General features: G+C 40.7%; 13 protein-coding genes. 7 read left to right on the top strand and 6 right to left on the bottom strand.

Annotated elements, in window-relative coordinates; translation table 11 throughout:
- Window positions 1-31 precede the first annotated feature (31 nt).
- The 3 genes from R2Q94_RS03340 to mqnE are packed head-to-tail and all read right to left on the bottom strand — an operon-like array spanning window position 32 to window position 2569.
- Window positions 32-757 carry a menaquinone biosynthesis protein gene (locus R2Q94_RS03340; protein ID WP_316820021.1) on the bottom strand — a complete coding sequence of 242 codons (726 nt, stop codon included), beginning with the start codon at window positions 755-757 and terminating at the stop codon, window positions 32-34.
- Window positions 750-1376, bottom strand: a complete 627-nt coding sequence (locus tag R2Q94_RS03335; RefSeq protein ID WP_316820020.1) for a histidine phosphatase family protein — start codon at window positions 1374-1376, stop codon at window positions 750-752. Before R2Q94_RS03335 ends, R2Q94_RS03340 begins: the two co-directional genes overlap by 8 nt.
- The gene (gene mqnE, locus R2Q94_RS03330) at window positions 1373-2569 is read right to left on the bottom strand and encodes an aminofutalosine synthase MqnE (RefSeq protein WP_316820019.1); all 1197 of its coding nucleotides are present in this window, start codon (window positions 2567-2569) and stop codon (window positions 1373-1375) included. The genes R2Q94_RS03335 and mqnE overlap by 4 nt, the downstream gene beginning before the upstream one ends.
- Window positions 2570-2775: 206 nt before the next feature.
- On the opposite strand from mqnE, the gene R2Q94_RS03325 reads away from it, so the two are divergent.
- The 7 genes from R2Q94_RS03325 to R2Q94_RS03295 all read left to right on the top strand — a co-directional run bounded on the left by R2Q94_RS03325 (window position 2776) and on the right by R2Q94_RS03295 (window position 13090).
- A complete protein-coding gene (locus R2Q94_RS03325; RefSeq protein ID WP_316820018.1) occupies window positions 2776-2931 on the top strand; it encodes a DUF1801 domain-containing protein in 156 nt (51 codons plus the stop codon).
- Window positions 2922-3101, top strand: a complete 180-nt coding sequence (locus tag R2Q94_RS03320; RefSeq protein ID WP_316820017.1) for a hypothetical protein — start codon at window positions 2922-2924, stop codon at window positions 3099-3101. The genes R2Q94_RS03325 and R2Q94_RS03320 overlap by 10 nt, the downstream gene beginning before the upstream one ends.
- A 194-nt stretch (window positions 3102-3295) precedes the next feature.
- On the top strand, window positions 3296-3874 hold the full coding sequence (locus R2Q94_RS03315; protein ID WP_316820016.1) for an RNA polymerase sigma-70 factor: 579 nt from the start codon (window positions 3296-3298) through the stop codon (window positions 3872-3874).
- Between the two features lie 161 nt (window positions 3875-4035).
- Window positions 4036-5262 carry a FecR family protein gene (locus R2Q94_RS03310; protein ID WP_316820015.1) on the top strand — a complete coding sequence of 409 codons (1227 nt, stop codon included), beginning with the start codon at window positions 4036-4038 and terminating at the stop codon, window positions 5260-5262.
- A gap of 188 nt (window positions 5263-5450) precedes the next feature.
- Window positions 5451-8852, top strand: coding sequence for a TonB-dependent receptor (locus tag R2Q94_RS03305; RefSeq protein ID WP_316820014.1), 3402 nt, complete (start codon window positions 5451-5453; stop codon window positions 8850-8852).
- A gap of 26 nt (window positions 8853-8878) precedes the next feature.
- Window positions 8879-10516 (top strand): RagB/SusD family nutrient uptake outer membrane protein, encoded by a 1638-nt coding sequence (locus R2Q94_RS03300; RefSeq protein WP_316820013.1) that lies wholly within the window; start codon window positions 8879-8881, stop codon window positions 10514-10516.
- Window positions 10517-10564: 48 nt separating this feature from the next.
- The gene (locus R2Q94_RS03295; protein WP_316820012.1) at window positions 10565-13090 is read left to right on the top strand and encodes a zinc-dependent metalloprotease; all 2526 of its coding nucleotides are present in this window, start codon (window positions 10565-10567) and stop codon (window positions 13088-13090) included.
- 93 nt (window positions 13091-13183) lie between these two features.
- On the opposite strand, the gene R2Q94_RS03290 is transcribed toward R2Q94_RS03295, so the two are convergent.
- The 3 genes from R2Q94_RS03290 to R2Q94_RS03280 form a co-directional block, all read right to left on the bottom strand.
- A complete protein-coding gene (locus R2Q94_RS03290; protein ID WP_316820011.1) occupies window positions 13184-14176 on the bottom strand; it encodes a cytochrome-c peroxidase in 993 nt (330 codons plus the stop codon).
- A gap of 52 nt (window positions 14177-14228) precedes the next feature.
- Entirely contained in the window at window positions 14229-14996 is a 768-nt protein-coding gene (locus tag R2Q94_RS03285; RefSeq protein WP_316820010.1) for a sulfite exporter TauE/SafE family protein, read from the bottom strand.
- A gap of 95 nt (window positions 14997-15091) precedes the next feature.
- On the bottom strand, window positions 15092-15583 hold the full coding sequence (locus R2Q94_RS03280; protein WP_316820009.1) for a lipocalin family protein: 492 nt from the start codon (window positions 15581-15583) through the stop codon (window positions 15092-15094).
- Window positions 15584-15722 lie beyond the last annotated feature (139 nt).

The following is a 15722-nucleotide window of genomic DNA, read 5'->3' as shown; positions in this document are numbered from 1 at the left end:
AACCTTTAAGCTTTGTTGAAAACTATAAATGTTACACTTGTTCTATATAAGATAAGAACAAGTTCAATGCTTCGCGTTTTTTATCGGTTAAGTCGAAATCCAGTTTATGGAACAGATAATCTTCCATGTCGAAATTTGGAGTTTCTGGCAATTCCTTTAACAGCGCAGCGCGATGTGAAAGGCCAAAAGCCAATGCCTGATTAAATTCGGCAATAAATGACTCAGGAATCAATTTATTGGCTACCCAGGCTGCATATACAAAAGGTAATCCAGTAAACTTCATCCATTCTTCGCCCATGTCGTAAGCAAAGGCATAGTCTGATTTCTTACCGAAAGTACGATCACCAATCAAAACCATCGCATCCGTTTGGGCATCCAAATCAGTTGTAAAACTGACCTCCTGTTTCCAATGGAATTTCAACAACACTTTAGCCAGGTTGTTTGAAGTCCGGGAATGGCTATCCAGTTTCACTGTTTTAATCTCAGATACCGGTACTTTGCTAAACACAAATACAGAATTTACCGCTCCTACAGAGCCTATACAATAATCGGCTATGATGTGTGCATGAGGTACATTAGGAATTGCGGCGACAGGAATCAGACCAATATCTACCTGACCATTGATTAATTTAGCCGCACAATCCGTAGGAATATCTAAACTTAAATCTATTTTATTTAGCAGTTCTGAATGTTCAATACCATACATAAAAGGCTTGGTATTGGTATAAGAAACTGCGGAAATTTTAATCTTACTCAATTGGAAATGTTTTTAAATGATCCGTATTATTGAACTCCAGGATCGTAAACCGACCATCGTTCAATTCGACTTTGTAGAGCGTTGTGTTCTGATGCGGGAATTCTGTCATCTCGTTTAAAGGTCTGCCGGTTAACAGGCAAAGGAACAATCGCATGGCACGACCGTGCATACAGATCAATACCTTTTCCTCATTTGCTGCATTCACAATTACCTCCAGCGCTTCCTGAAGTCTGATTTTCACCTGATTCGGACTTTCACCACCTTCAAAATGACTATCATAATCTCCGGATTGCCATTTCTCCATCATCCCCTTAAATGCAGCGATGGCATTTTCGTCATTGGGTTTTCCTTCCCAGACACCCCAGGCCAGCTCATCCAAACCAGATAGTTGTTCCCATGGCAATCCTGCCTCAAGAAAACCTTTCACAGTCTGATGGGTTCGCTTTAAAGTAGAAGTATAGACTTTATCAAATGGAACATCCTTGTACAGTTTATAAAATGAGGCTGCCTGCGCTCTTCCAGTCTCATTAAGATCACTATTGATCCCTCTTCCCTGAACTATTCCCTGTTTATTTAAATCTGTTTCACCATGTCTGATGATGTATAATTCTTTCTTCATGAATTGATGACCGGCAATTTATAGTACTGTGGCTTCACTTCAGCTTCAAATACGAAGTCTGTATAATCGGTTACGACATTATAAAGGGTATCTCTTTCTATCGGTTGACGGTTGACCTGTTTGATGAGGTTCACCAATTCTTCCGTATTCATGGCCGGATGTTGCTCTTCAGCACCTGCCATTGAGTAAATTTTGGTGGTATCATCTAAAGTACCGTCAATATCATCTACACCAAAATTTAAAGAAAGTTGTGCCGTTTGGCGACTAATCATCGCCCAATAGGCTTTGATATGGTCAAAATTATCCATGTAAATCCTTGCAATTGCATAATTTCTCAGATCTTCAATCACAGAAACCTCAGGCACATTGTCCATCTGGTTGTTCTGATTTCTGAATTTTAATGGAATGAAAGCCTGAAAACCACCGGACTTATCTTGCTGCTGACGCAGGCGCTCCATATGGTCAACCCTATGCCAGAACGCTTCAATATGTCCATACAGCATCGTTGCATTGGTTTTCATGCCCAATTTATGCGCTTGTTCATGAATATCCAACCATTGTTCCGCATTACATTTGTCATGCGCAATCTTCTCCCTTACTTCCGGGTGAAAAATCTCCGCACCACCACCTGGCATAGAATCCAGACCGGCTTCCTGCAAATATTTCATCCCTTCATAATGCGTCAATTTTGCCTTTTTGAAGATGTAATAATACTCCACCGGAGTTAATGCTTTAATATGCAAGTCAGGACGATGTGCTTTTGCCTTCCTGAAAAAGTCACTGTAGAACTCCAGATTTTGTTTTGGAACCACACCACCTGTGATGTGCACCTCAGTTACCGGCTCGTTATCATATTTTCTAAGCACTTCCATCATTCCTTCTACACTCATCTCCCATCCTTCTTCACGTTGTTTGATCAAACGGGAATAAGAACAAAATTTGCAGTCGTACACACAAACGTTGGTAGGTTCAATATGAAAATTACGGTTAAAAAAGGTCCTGTCGCCGTGTTTTTGCTCCCTGATATAGTTCGCCAAAACCCCTAAATAACCTAGTTCGGCATGTTCATACAGATATACGCCTTCATCGAAGGTGATTCTTTCCTGGTTCTGAACTTTATTTGCTATTGCTTTCAGTTCTGCAGACAAATCATTGTCGTTCAACACTAAAGCCAGCTTTGAATTAGCATCCATATATAATGAGATAATGGTACAAATGTAAAAAGACAGGTGCATTTAAAAAATGACCTGGCCACGAGCAAAAGTAGTATAAAATCAGCATATACCCGTCTTTTGAACAGGTTTTAGCTGTCAGCATTATGTAAAAGAGCGCTGACACAAAATTTGGTCTTCACAGCTGAGCCCCTTTACTTTTTATTAATTAGATCATTCATCAAGGAATGAATCCTGGAGAAATAAGAACCTTTGCACAAGCCATCCTTAAATACTTCAGGAAACTGATTCATGAAGCTTGTCCGGATACTTCCGAATTCATGAAATGGAGCTTTCCTCATTTCGATTATAAAGGAACCGTATGTAGCATACCATGCTTTTAAAAGCTAAAGAAGAGGTCATAATGCAATTGGGAAGAATTACAAAAATCGCCCTTGCTACAGCGCTCGAATGGAAGGTAAAAGGAAAAATTCATGCCGTTGAAGGAAGGATGAAGCCCGACAAACAGGCAGTAATATGGATAAAAAACAGGGCTATAGTAAAGCAATCCTAGGGTCTGGAGCCCTAGTCAACCCTACCAGATCCCTACACATGGCTTATTACAGCGTCTAAAGTTTAAGACGCTTCCTCTGTTCTGCTGATCTTCGTTCCACAAAAAACACTGGCTGTTTTTCCTGAATAAAAAATTCATAAATCTGATTGATACAGAAATAAAATTGTTTTATCCCTACATTAGCCTCGGGATATATGGGGATTTATCATAATTTTTCTGATCAGGAATTACTGCTGGAGCTACGTATGGACAATCGTCTTGCGTTTACAGAGCTCTTCAATCGTTATTGGAAGAAACTGCTTGCAGTTTCCTATAATTATACGAAAGACCATGCTGTGGCTGAAGAAATTGTGCAGGAAGTATTTATCGGTCTCTGGAATAGAAGAGCACTACTTGAGATCAATATTCTTGAAAACTACTTAGCTACCGCTGTTAAGTTTTCTATATTCAAAAGCATTCATCAACAAAAGAGAAGAGCAGAACTGGCCATACAGAATTATCAGACCGACCTGATCGCATTAGATGAAGAAAAGATCCAGGCTAAATTTCTACAGGAATACATTGATGGAATTGTAGAACAATTGCCGGAAAAATGCAAACTGGTCTTTAAATACAGTCGACATGAAGGTTTAAGCATTCCTGAAATTTCAAAAGAAATGGGAATTGCAGAAAAAACAGTAGAGGCCCATCTTACCAAAGCCCTAAAAACGATCCGAAAAGACCTAAATAATTCTGGCGTACTCCTCATCGCCTGCTCTATTTTTCTAAAATAATATACGAATACTGCATTAAAAGGATCTTTTTTTTAAAAAGATCCTTTTTTCTTAGATAGCACTAAGGGTAACCAGTGGGTTCAGCGTACTACCTAATAATTAGCCAGGAGAAATCAGAGTTTAATGAGCGTTCAAACCTGCTAAAAAACAAACGTACCTGGATGAAAAAACACGATACCGCTATATTAATTGAAAAATACATCAATGGTACATGTACTGTAGAGGAGCGGGAGCAATTGCTAACATGGTACCGTTCTCAGCAAAAACAAACCGTAGAATGGCCTGCAACTGTCGGGATGGACGAGAGCGCTGTCTACCAGCGCATATACTCCGGAATTGAACAGCGAATTGATGCTGCTAAGCCTTTGATCCACAAATTGCATCCGGCATCTGAAGTGGCCATCAACACAAATCAAATCCGCTTAAATCGCCATACTTTTGGCTGGAAAAAAATCGCTGCCGCCGCTGCCATTGTCTTAACGAGCAGTATCGGTATCTACATGAATCACCTACACGCACCAGCTTCTTCAAATCAGCAACTTGTTTTTAAAAACGAAGTTAAACCTGGAGGCGATAAGGCGATCTTAAAACTTGCCGATGGCACAGAGGTCGTTTTAGATGGCACTAAAAGTACAAAGCTGACCCAACGTGGCGACATTGATTTTAGTCAGAGCAAAAATGGACAACTTGTTTACAATAAACATGCTGCCAATACATCCCTTGCTCCGGAAGACTTAAAATACAATACCGTATCTACACCTAAAGGTGGCCAATACCGGATTGTCCTTCCCGATGGCACGAAAGTATGGCTTAATGCCGCTTCTTCTATTCGTTTCCCAACGATGTTCCAGACTGGAGAGAGAAGGGTAAACATCAGCGGAGAAGTATATTTTGAGGTCACTAAAAATAAACACCAGCCTTTTCTGGTGCTTGCGAATACACAACGCCTGGAAGTATTGGGGACCAAATTTAACATCAATGCTTATGAGGATCAATCTCAAATCAGTACAACACTGGCAGAGGGAAGTATCAAAATTGGCCGTATTCAACAAGATGATTCCCAAATTTTAAAACCGGGACAGCAGGCATTGCTGAACACCAAAGACGAGAGTCCGCTGAGAATTACCACAGCTGATATGGAAGAAGCCCTGGCCTGGAAAAACGAAATTTTTGTATTTAACAATACGCCTACCAAGGAAGTTATGAAGCAAATGGAACGCTGGTACAACGTAGAAGTTGTCTACAGAACTGAAGTGCCAAATCTTCATTTCACAGGTGTGATTCCAAGGGACAGCAAACTCTCTACTTTCCTAAAAGTACTGGAAGGAACGGGAGCTGTCAAATTTGGCATTGAACAAAATAAAGTCATCATTCAAAAAACAAAATAAATCAACAAACCACCACCACAAATTCCATCTTATGAAACCCGCCACTTAAAACACCACCACAGGCGAGTCTGAAAATAACCAACCCGGTTCGCGGCCGGGAAGGTCAATGCTCAGGTTTAGCCAAAAGAACATTCCGGATTTCACCGGATTTGCAAGCCCATCAACTTAAACCTAAACATTTCAAATTTATGAAAGAACGACTACATTCTAAAGTCATTTCCTCTTATGGGCTAAAAACCCTAAGAAAAGTATTCATTATCATGAAACTATCCTTGATTATCCTGATGACCATTGGTCTGCAGGTAAGTACCGCTTCCTTTGCGCAGCGAGTTACCATTTCCAGGCAAAACACAAGCCTGAAATCCGTTTTGCAAGACCTGAGAAAGCAAACCGGATATTACTTTATTTACAATAATGAAGTCATGCTTCAATCGAAACCACTAAACCTTGATTTGAAGAATACAGACTTCCATAGCGCTTTGCTGGAGATTTTCAAAAATCAACCCCTGAACTATACCATTGAAAAAAACATCATTGTACTCAGTCTGAAGGAAAGCTCCGGAACAGCAACACAAGCTCCGGCAAAAATCATCAGCATACAAGGTAAAGTAACCGACGACAAAGGTATTCCATTGCCTGGAGTAACGATTCTGGTAAAAGAAGGCAGCGCAGTTGCAATTACCAATTCCGATGGGCTTTACAAAATCCAGGCAGAAGAAAATCAAACTTTAATCTTCTCCTACCTCGGTTTCAAAAGAGAAGAAGTGCCTATCCAAAAGAGAACGCAGATCAATGTATCCATGACTATGAGTATAGGGGAATTGAATGAAGCGGTTGTAATTGGCTATGGTACACAACAAAAGAAACTACTAACCGGGGCCATTGGGGTAGTCAAAGGAGAAGAACTGACGCAATCACCAGCTGTAAATGTATCCAATACTTTAATGGGTAGAGTGACTGGATTGGTTTCTTACATGACTGCTTCCGGAACACCGGACCGTGACCGCTCTGCCATTAAAATCCGTGGAATGGGCGATGCACTCATCGTGATAGACGGAGTTGCCCGGGAAGGTATGGGTATAGTAGGGATGGAAATGGACAAATTAGATCCCAATTCTATTGAAAGCATTAGTGTGCTTAAGGATGCCTCTGCTGCAGTTTACGGTGCCAGAGGTGCCAACGGAGTGGTTTTAATCACCACCAAACGTGGAAAATCCAATAAAGTATCTGTGAATTACAATGGTAATTTTGGGGTACAGGAACCAACCAGGCTTCCTAAATTTCTGGACTCCTACAATTATGCCTTGTTGAACAATGAGATGTACGACAATGATAAAGCTGAAAAAGGAAGTTCTCCCAGAACAAAATATACAGCTGAAGAAGTTCAGAAATTTAAAGACGGATCTGATCCTGACCGATATCCAAATACCGACTGGTATAAAACAGTCTTAAAAGATTATGCCTCATTACAAAGACATAACCTGAGCTTAAATGGAGGTGGCAATAATTCGAGGTACTTTATCAGTGGCACCTATACCGATCAGCAAGGCCTGATCAGTACTTCAGGAATGAAACGTTATGGTGTAGTGAGTAACTTTGATCTGGATGTTACTCCTAGTACCAGCCTATCTGTTGGCCTGAATTACATTACCGAAAACGCTAAAAATCCGGCAGTTTATGCAGAAAGCATTTTTAGCAGAATGGCAGCATTAGGCTCCGTATCCCCTGCCCGTTTTTCGAATGGCTTATATGCTTTCTCCGGATTTTCCGGTAATCCTTTAGCCGATGCATTGGAAGGTGCAGGATACAATAAAGTAGGCAGAAATATCTTTACCAGTTCCCTGAAATTGACACAGCAACTTCCATTTATCAAGGGACTTTCTGCAAGTGGAATTGTAACTGTCGACAAGAACAATTCTTTAACAAAAGCATTCACAGTACCTTTTCCTGTATATTCATTAGATCCGTCAAAAGACGAATACACCCAGCAAAACGCAACAGAGAAAGCCTCATTGAGTGAAACTGTATCACTAAACGACAATGTCAACCTACAGGTGTCCCTGAATTACAAAAGACTATTTGGCAAGCATTCAGTTACTGCACTTGCATTGTATGAGCAAAATGAATTTAAAGGAGAAAACATAATTGCGGAAAGAAGTAATTACCCCGTTTCCAGTATAGACCAGCTATTTCTTGGCGATGTAACCACACAAAAAAGTGCGGGTAGCTCACAGGAAAATGCACGTCAGAGTGCGGTGGCCCGTTTCATCTACAACTACAACAGCAAATATATTTTAGAAAGCAATTTTAGATATGATGGTTCTCCATACTATCCTAAAGGAAAAAGAAGAGCCTTATTCCCTTCTTTATCGGCAGCCTGGATCTTATCTGAAGAGAATTTCATTAAAGATCATTATCCATTCATCAACGAATTGAAAATCCGTACTTCCTATGGTAAATTAGGTAATGATGGTGGAACTTTATACTCGTATTTTTACAACTATGGTTTATTTCCGGCAGGTTATGTCTTTGGTACTGGCAATGCCATCGCTCCGATGACCAGGCTCAGCAATACAACCGTTCCAAACACCAACATTACCTGGGAAAAAGTGAAAGCTTTCGACATTGGTTTGGATGCCTTGCTATGGGGAGGAAAATTAGGCATTGAAGCCGATTATTACAGCAAATCTAAATACGATATCCTACGCTCCAGAGGTTACGACGTACCTGCTACTTTTGGATTGAGTCCGGCATTAGAGAACTTTGGAAAAGAATATTACTACGGTTATGAATTTGCACTATCTCATCAAAGCAACATCGGTCAGGTGAATTTTTCTGCTCGTCTGAACATGACTTTTACTAAAAGCCGGGTAATTGATTATGGTGAAAACGAAAGTGTTCTACCTGGTTTACGTCAGGAAGGTCGCCCGGTTGGCGCCTCCAGAATTTTAAAAGCAGATGGGATTTTCAAAGATCAGCAGGACGTAGACAGCTGGCCAAAATACCTGACCAGTCCCGGGGGTACACCAGTAAGTAGTAAACCAGGCGACATCAGGTATGTGGACCTTAACGGTGATGGTGTTGTTGAATTGTTTACCGGCAGTGCCGATCGTGATGTAGAAACAAAATACATCGTTCCACCAACGGTATATGGATTATCATTGGCCTTTAAGTGGAAAAACTTTGCTGCAGATGCCCTATTTCAGGCTTCAACAGGTGTGTACATCAACTACGCCCCTGCTGCAGATTTAACAAATTTTTATGAGTTACACCTCGACAGATGGACTCCTGAACATACCAATGCCAGCTACCCAAGACTATTGTCTAATTACGAAGCCAACAGGTATCCTTCTACTTTTTATGTGAAAAATGGCAACTACCTAAAATTGAGAACCGCTCAATTGTTGTACTCCATTCCAAAAAATGTGCTGAAAGAAATCGGTATTTCTTCCTTAACCTTAACCGCCCAGGGACAGAATATTTTTACCATCAGCAATAACAGGAGGTTTGATCCTGAGTCCTCCGGCACCTTTGCCAACTCTTACCCTCCACAACGGATTTTCTCTTTTGGTCTTCGTTTAGGCCTTTAATTTATTCATCGAAAAAATCAGCAATCATGAACTTTATACCTTCAAAATATACCAGCACTATCCTAATGGCAGGACTACTGAGTTTCAGTTCCTGCAAGAAAGATTTCCTCGACAGAAAGCCACTAAACCTGGTTTCAGAAGCCAGTCTTTGGGAAGATCCTGAATTGATAAAACTATCTGTAAACGAGTTTTACAACTTCCTGAACACCGGATTCAGCACTACGTATTTACCTGCAGCCATTACTGACGACATCCAGGTAATTGGCAGCGAGGAAAGCAAAATCTCTGGCTACCTGACCGGTGATTTTAATGCAACCACTTTCCCTCAGAAAAACCTTTGGAAAGACAGTTATGCGCAAATCAGGAAGATCAATTACTTTTTGGAACGGGCAGAAACAGCTCCGGTATTGAATCCAACACAAAGAAAGGAAATGTTAGGTCAGGCTCGTTTTTTTAGGGCCTTCGTTTACTTTCAATTGTTCAGCAGCTTTAAGGAAGTTCCTTTATTATTAAAGGCACAGCCTGTAGAGGAAGCGCAAAACAAACCTGCTAAAACGACACAACTGGAAGGGATGAACTTTATCGTAAAGGAACTCGAACAGGCTGCAGCAGAACTACCCGCAACATGGCCAAACACAGAATATGGCCGTGTCACCAGTACAGGGGCACAAGCCTTCCAGAGTCGCGTTTTACTGTGGACAGCCAGTGTTTTGAACAATCCATCCAACAGCCTGGAAAAATGGCAGGCAGCAGCCGAATCAGCAAAAAAAGTGATGAACACTGCTTACTATAGTTTACAGGCGGATTACAACGATCCATTCTTGAAAAAGAATGTTTTATTGAAACCAGAGGTGATTCTTGAATACCGTTACAATGGATTAAAAGGCGAAAAACAACAGAGTTTCGATAAAAACAACAGTCCTACAGGATACGGAGGAAAAGGGATCAATGCCCCTACTCAGGAAATTGTAGACGAATACGAAATGAAAAACGGAAAGATGATCAGCGAAAGTGGCTCTGGATACCTCGCCTCAGATCCTTATGCCGGACGCGACCCACGTTTCGAAAAATCAGTGCTGTACAATAATGCAAATTTTAAAGGCAGAGCAGTAGAAACTTTTACCAAAGGAAAGGACATGCCAACAGCCAACCCTTCGCCTACCGGATTTTACATCAGGAAGTTCATTGCTGAAGATTTTGACTACAACAAAGATCCTAATGTCAGCAGCAGCACCAACTGGGTAATCATGCGCTATGCTGAGGTACTTTTAAACTATGCAGAAGCACAAAATGAGGCCATCGGCCCTGATGCTTCGGTTTACCAGGCCATCAACGACATCCGTAAAAGAGCCAAAATGCCGGAACTTCCTGTTGGATTGAATCAACCGGAAATGCGCGCAAAAATCCGTCACGAACGCAGAATTGAACTTGCTTTTGAAGACCAGGTACGCTACAATGATTTGCGTCGCTGGAAAGAAGCCACTAACACTTTAAACAAATCAGTTAATGGTGTCACCATTACCAAAGCAGGGAATGGCAGCATAAGCTATGTGGCTAAAAAATCGGGAAGCAGGGTCTTTACTGATAAAAACTACTGGCAACCTATTCCTTTGACGGAAATCGCCACCAATCCTAACCTGAAACCACAAAATGAAGGCTGGTAACATCTACCCTTTCAGCTACAAATTTCCTAAATACAACTTAATATATTCATGATCTTCGAATCTACCTTAAAACAGAAGAATGGCGCCCTGACAAGGGGCGCTGTCTTCATCTTGCTTTCTGCAATATTCAGCGGAAATGCAGTTGCACAGCAAACAAAATGGCCTGGCAGCATGGCCAAACAAGCCGTTCAAGATACCACAGCAAAAAATTCTGCTACGAAAAAAAACAGTATAAAAAAATTCTCAGAGATTATCCCGGCAGGTACTAAAGCCGATGAAGGAGTGTTCAACGTTTATAAAGTAGATCAGAAATACTTTTTCGAAATCCCCGATTCCTTATTGGGAAGAGACCTGTTGGTGGTTACCCGATTCAGTCAAACACCAGTAGCCTTGAGAGAATCCAGAGCTCAATATGGTGGCGAAATGATCAATAATCAGGTGTGGAACTGGGAAAAACACGACAAACAAATCTTCATCAGGGTACCTAACTTTAAGTATGTTGCAGATAAATCATCTGACTTACACCAGGCGCTTGAAAACTCAAATGCCCTGCCTATTCTTGCAGCCTTTGACATCAAAGCATTTAGTTCCAATGGAAAAGGTGTGGTAATTGATGTAACCGATTTTTATAACGGGGATATTCCCGGGATGTCTTTACCGGAAGGTTTAAAAAAGACGTATAAAATTGCAGGTATAGACAATACCCGTTCTTTCATTGATACGGCAAAAAGCTTCCCGACTAATATTGAAGTAAAAACCGTAAAAACCTATAGAACACCAGAATTACCTACAGATAAAACCGTTGGTGCCATGACTTTTGGTCTAAATACCTCTATGGTGTTATTGCCAAAAGAGCCAATGAAGGCACGTTTGGAAAACAAAAGGATTGGTTATTTCACAGAAAGACAATTAGACTTTGGACTGAGCGACAAACAAGTTACGCCTACTGCCTATATTCAAAGATGGAGATTAGAGCCTAAAGATGAGGCGGCATACTCCCGTGGCGAGCTGGTAGAACCGAAAAAACAAATCGTTTATTACATCGACCCAGCAACTCCAAAAAAATGGGTTCCATTTTTAATTCAGGGGGTAAACGATTGGAATACTGCTTTTGAAGCAGCAGGATTTAAAAATGCCATTGTCGCTAAAGAAGCCCCAGGCCCGGAGCAGGATCCGGAGTTCAGTACAGAAGATGCACGCTACTCCGTAATCCGTTACTTCGCCTCCTCTACAGAAAATGCTTACGGACCAAGGATTGCCGATCCCAGATCTGGTGAAATCATAGAAAGTCATATTGGCTGGTATCACAATGTGATGTCCCTATTAAGAAGCTGGTTTTTCGTACAAACAGCAGCCATAAATCCGGCAGCAAGGGGGGCTGAAATCAGTGATGCACAAATGGGACAGCTCGTTAGGTTTGTCTCCTCTCATGAAGTAGGTCATACACTTGGTTTATTACATAATTTCGGCTCCAGTGCCGCATTTCCTGTTGATTCCCTACGTTCTAAAACCTTTACTGCCAAATATGGTACCGCTCCTTCTATCATGGATTATGCGCGTTTCAACTATATCGCACAACCGGGAGATGGTGTAACAGAGATCTACCCAAAAATCGGCGCCTACGATCAGTATGCCATTAAATTTGGCTATACCTATTTTCCAGCAAAGCAATCAGTCAAAGAGGAGAAAAAGACATTGGATGCCATGATCCTGAAAAAATCTAAAGATCCATTGTATTTCTACGGAAAACAAGGTTCCATTGATCCCCGTGCACAAAGTGAAGACCTGGGCGATAATGCTATGAAAGCAAGCACTTATGGCATTGAAAACTTAAAGAGAATCCTCCCCAATCTGGAAAAATGGACCTACGAACCGGGCAAAGAACTGGAAGACATGAACGATTTGTATTATGAAGTAATCCGTCAGTATAGACGCTATGTGAACCATGTGGTTGCCAATGTAAGTGGGTTACAGGAAGACCTGAAAACAGTGGATGAACCCGGGGCAGTATTCAGCTATACCCCAAAAGCGAAACAACAGCAAGCAGTTGCTTTCCTCAACAAACAGGTATTTACTACGCCGAATTGGTTATTGAATCCTTCAATTTTAGCAAGAGTAGATTATGGTGTGGTTAACCATAGAATTACTGAAATGCAAAATCAGGTATTAACTTCACTATTGGAAACTTATGGCTTTGCCAGAATGATTGATGATGAAGTGAAAAATGGAGCAAATGCTTATACAGTGAATAACCTACTGACAGATTTACGTGGATCTATTTTCAACTCAGAAACACCGGATGTTTTCAAAAGAGCATTACAAAGGTCCTATGCTGATCGCCTTGGGCTGCTGTTAAAGCTAGACAAACCAGTTGTTGAGTCTGGCTATGCAATTATGGGAATTACCCCTTACAATCCAAACATTTCAGACATGAGGTTAATCCTGCGTCTGGAATTGAAAAAATTACAGGCAAATGTCCAGGCATTACAGGTAAAAGCAACAAATCCTTTGATTAAAAATCATTATGAAGACCTTGCCGACCGAATCCGTAAAATATTAAACCCTAAGGTTTAATTTCTGGCAATTCCTATCCTGGTGATGCTATAAAAAAAGGCCATTCCTGTTGATTTGGGAATGGCCTTTCTTATGATATTTTGGGCACTTTATTTATTGAAGGGTCATCTTATTGATAAATGCATGATCAGTCAGTGTTTTCAAAAAGGCAATCACTTTTTTCTGTTCATCCTCAGTCATTGGAATTCCGGCCTTACCATTTGTTTGCATCAAGGGATCCAGATCTTTTTCCTGATGTACCCCTGTAGCATAATGGACCATCACTTCTTCTAAAGTCTGGAATCGGCCATCATGGAAATATGGGGCTGTGACTTCTATATTTCTTAAACTAGGCACTTTAAATTTCCTCGAGCCGGTATTCCCTGTGGCTGTACCGATATTTCTTAAAGATTCATCAGTAAACAAATCACCCGTATGGCAACTTGCGCATTTTTCTTTGAAAAGTTTGAAGCCCTCTAACTCCGCTGGATTAAAAGTATGCTCCTGTTTTACCACCAATTTATCATATCGGGAATTTGCAGATACCAAAGAAAGCAGGTATTGCTCCATCACCCCGGTCACGTCTTTTTGTTGTATGGTATCTACACCTAAAACTGATTTAAAATAATGTTTATACACCGGAGAGGCATTTAACTTTTTAACCACATTGTCCATCGTTTCTCCCATTTCTGCAGGACTGGTTAAGGCATTAATCGCCGTATTCTGCAAATGAGATTCCCTTCCATCTCTAAAGAAAGAAGTCTTCCATTGGAGGTTCATTAAAGCGGGTGTATTCATTGTGCCATGAATCGCCTCATTTACACCAGGGTTGATTTTAATCCCTTTGCTCGCATAACCATCCACTTGATTGTGGCAGGAAGCACAAGCTATTTTTCCATTTTTAGACAGCAATGCATCATCAAACAACTTTTGTCCGAGGGTCACCCCTTCTACTGTTAATGCGGGGCCCTGTTGTACAATTTCCGGAAAATTAACCGGTCTTCTCACCGCTACATCAGTTTTGATGGTCGACAAACCGAAGGCAAAAACAGCCATCACCAATGCAAAAATCAAAATCGCAAATACAAATACTTTATTCTTCTTCATTAAAAATCAATTCGGTCCTGAAACTATTCAGCTCAACACCATAAAAAAACAATTATGCTTTGATAAAAATATCATAAGCAAATCTTAGGATCGTCCCAAAAACCACCAGTAAAAAAAAGATGCGTATAAATTTATTCCCTTTTAAAAGCGCTAATCGGGTTCCTAGAAAAGAACCACCTACGTTACAAAACGCCATTGGAATGGCAAACTCATAAAGGATGTGCCCGGTACTTCCAAAATAACAGATGGCTGCAATATTGGTGGCCATATTGATCAATTTTGCGCTGGCACTCGCATGCAGAAAATCATACCCCATTAAGGCGATGAAAGCCAAAATAAAGAAGGTACCGGTTCCAGGACCAATCAATCCATCATAAAAACCAATGCTGAATCCAAACAACAAGCCAATCAGCACCTGTTGCAATACACTATGTTCCTTCTCCTGATGGACACCAAATTTCTTATTGAAATAAGTATAGGCTGCCACCAGAATCAGAATCGCAAAAACAATGGGTTTGATAACGGAATTGTCGATCAGTGTGATGCTATGTGCCCCCAGTACTGCTCCGATAAATGCAGCCATGGCAATGTATATCAGCAGTGGCCAGTTCAACTTCACATTTTGTGAATACTTCCATGCCGCGAAAGCCGTTCCGGAAAGAGAAGGGATTTTTGTGGTTCCGAAAAGGGTAGCCACCGAATACTGAGGTAAAACAATCATGATTGCAGGCGTTTGCAATAATCCACCGCCACCAACAATCGCATCTATAAAACCGGCAAAAAAAGAGACTATACAAAGTATAATCAGGTCTGACATCATAGTATTCCTTAATGCCGCAAAATTAGGTTTTTTTAAGCACAAAAAAGGGACCCAACCACGAGTCCCTTCAACCTAAACCAAATTTAACCAAAAATTTACTTTGCTGCTTTCGCGAAATGTAACACGATGTATGCAGTTGAATTACCATATTCCACTGGTGATTTAATCACTAATGTTTCTTTTGATGAAGTAGAAAGCACTAAACGGTAACCTTCAGTTACATTTTTAGCTTTATCACCTTCATAGATTTTCTTAAACTGGAAGGTCTGATCTGGAACACTTGCCGACCAATAAATGGATTGTGTTCTGGCAGCACAATTGCCACCACCTGGTAAGCTATAACTTCCGTTACCGCTATTTGTTAATCTCCAGGTACCACCAACAAAACAATTTGGAGCGGCTTCACCAAACAATGATTTTACAGAAGCTTCAGGAATACCTTCATAGGTGATATCATTTAATACCCAAGTACCAGTCACATCTCCTCTTTTAACCATTTCGGTACCTGCTCCACCTTTTGGAGAGCAACTTTGCAATACCATTAATGAACTGCATAAAATGGCTGCGATCAGGAATATTCTTTTCATATCAATCTGTTTTTTTATTTGTTTATTTTTTTGTTGGTTATGACCCCTACTGACAAAATTGTACTTTTTACCATATTAAGTCACAATGCTGTTTCAATTACATAAATCTTGCCAAAACTTAAAGAGAATAATTTTTACC

The organism is Pedobacter gandavensis (genome assembly GCF_032678465.1).
Taxonomy (GTDB): Bacteria; Bacteroidota; Bacteroidia; order Sphingobacteriales; family Sphingobacteriaceae; genus Pedobacter; species Pedobacter gandavensis_B.
The sequence above is the reverse complement of the archived record's forward strand: the minus strand, read 5'-3'. Positions and strand labels throughout refer to the sequence as shown.

Excerpts from the sequence above, each read along its gene's own strand:
- R2Q94_RS03290 (WP_316820011.1), bottom strand. The coding sequence starts at position 14,176 with ATGAAGAAGAATAAAGTATTTGTATTTGCGATTTTGATTTTTGCATTG.
- R2Q94_RS03315 (WP_316820016.1), top strand. The coding sequence starts at position 3,296 with ATGGGGATTTATCATAATTTTTCTGATCAGGAATTACTGCTGGAGCTA.
- R2Q94_RS03280 (WP_316820009.1), bottom strand. The coding sequence starts at position 15,583 with ATGAAAAGAATATTCCTGATCGCAGCCATTTTATGCAGTTCATTAATG.
- R2Q94_RS03300 (WP_316820013.1), top strand. The coding sequence starts at position 8,879 with ATGAACTTTATACCTTCAAAATATACCAGCACTATCCTAATGGCAGGA.
- mqnE (WP_316820019.1), bottom strand. The coding sequence starts at position 2,569 with ATGGATGCTAATTCAAAGCTGGCTTTAGTGTTGAACGACAATGATTTG.
- R2Q94_RS03325 (WP_316820018.1), top strand. The coding sequence starts at position 2,776 with ATGAATCCTGGAGAAATAAGAACCTTTGCACAAGCCATCCTTAAATAC.
- R2Q94_RS03310 (WP_316820015.1), top strand. The coding sequence starts at position 4,036 with ATGAAAAAACACGATACCGCTATATTAATTGAAAAATACATCAATGGT.
- R2Q94_RS03335 (WP_316820020.1), bottom strand. The coding sequence starts at position 1,376 with ATGAAGAAAGAATTATACATCATCAGACATGGTGAAACAGATTTAAAT.
- R2Q94_RS03285 (WP_316820010.1), bottom strand. The coding sequence starts at position 14,996 with ATGATGTCAGACCTGATTATACTTTGTATAGTCTCTTTTTTTGCCGGT.
- R2Q94_RS03305 (WP_316820014.1), top strand. The coding sequence starts at position 5,451 with ATGAAAGAACGACTACATTCTAAAGTCATTTCCTCTTATGGGCTAAAA.
- R2Q94_RS03295 (WP_316820012.1), top strand. The coding sequence starts at position 10,565 with ATGATCTTCGAATCTACCTTAAAACAGAAGAATGGCGCCCTGACAAGG.
- R2Q94_RS03320 (WP_316820017.1), top strand. The coding sequence starts at position 2,922 with ATGCTTTTAAAAGCTAAAGAAGAGGTCATAATGCAATTGGGAAGAATT.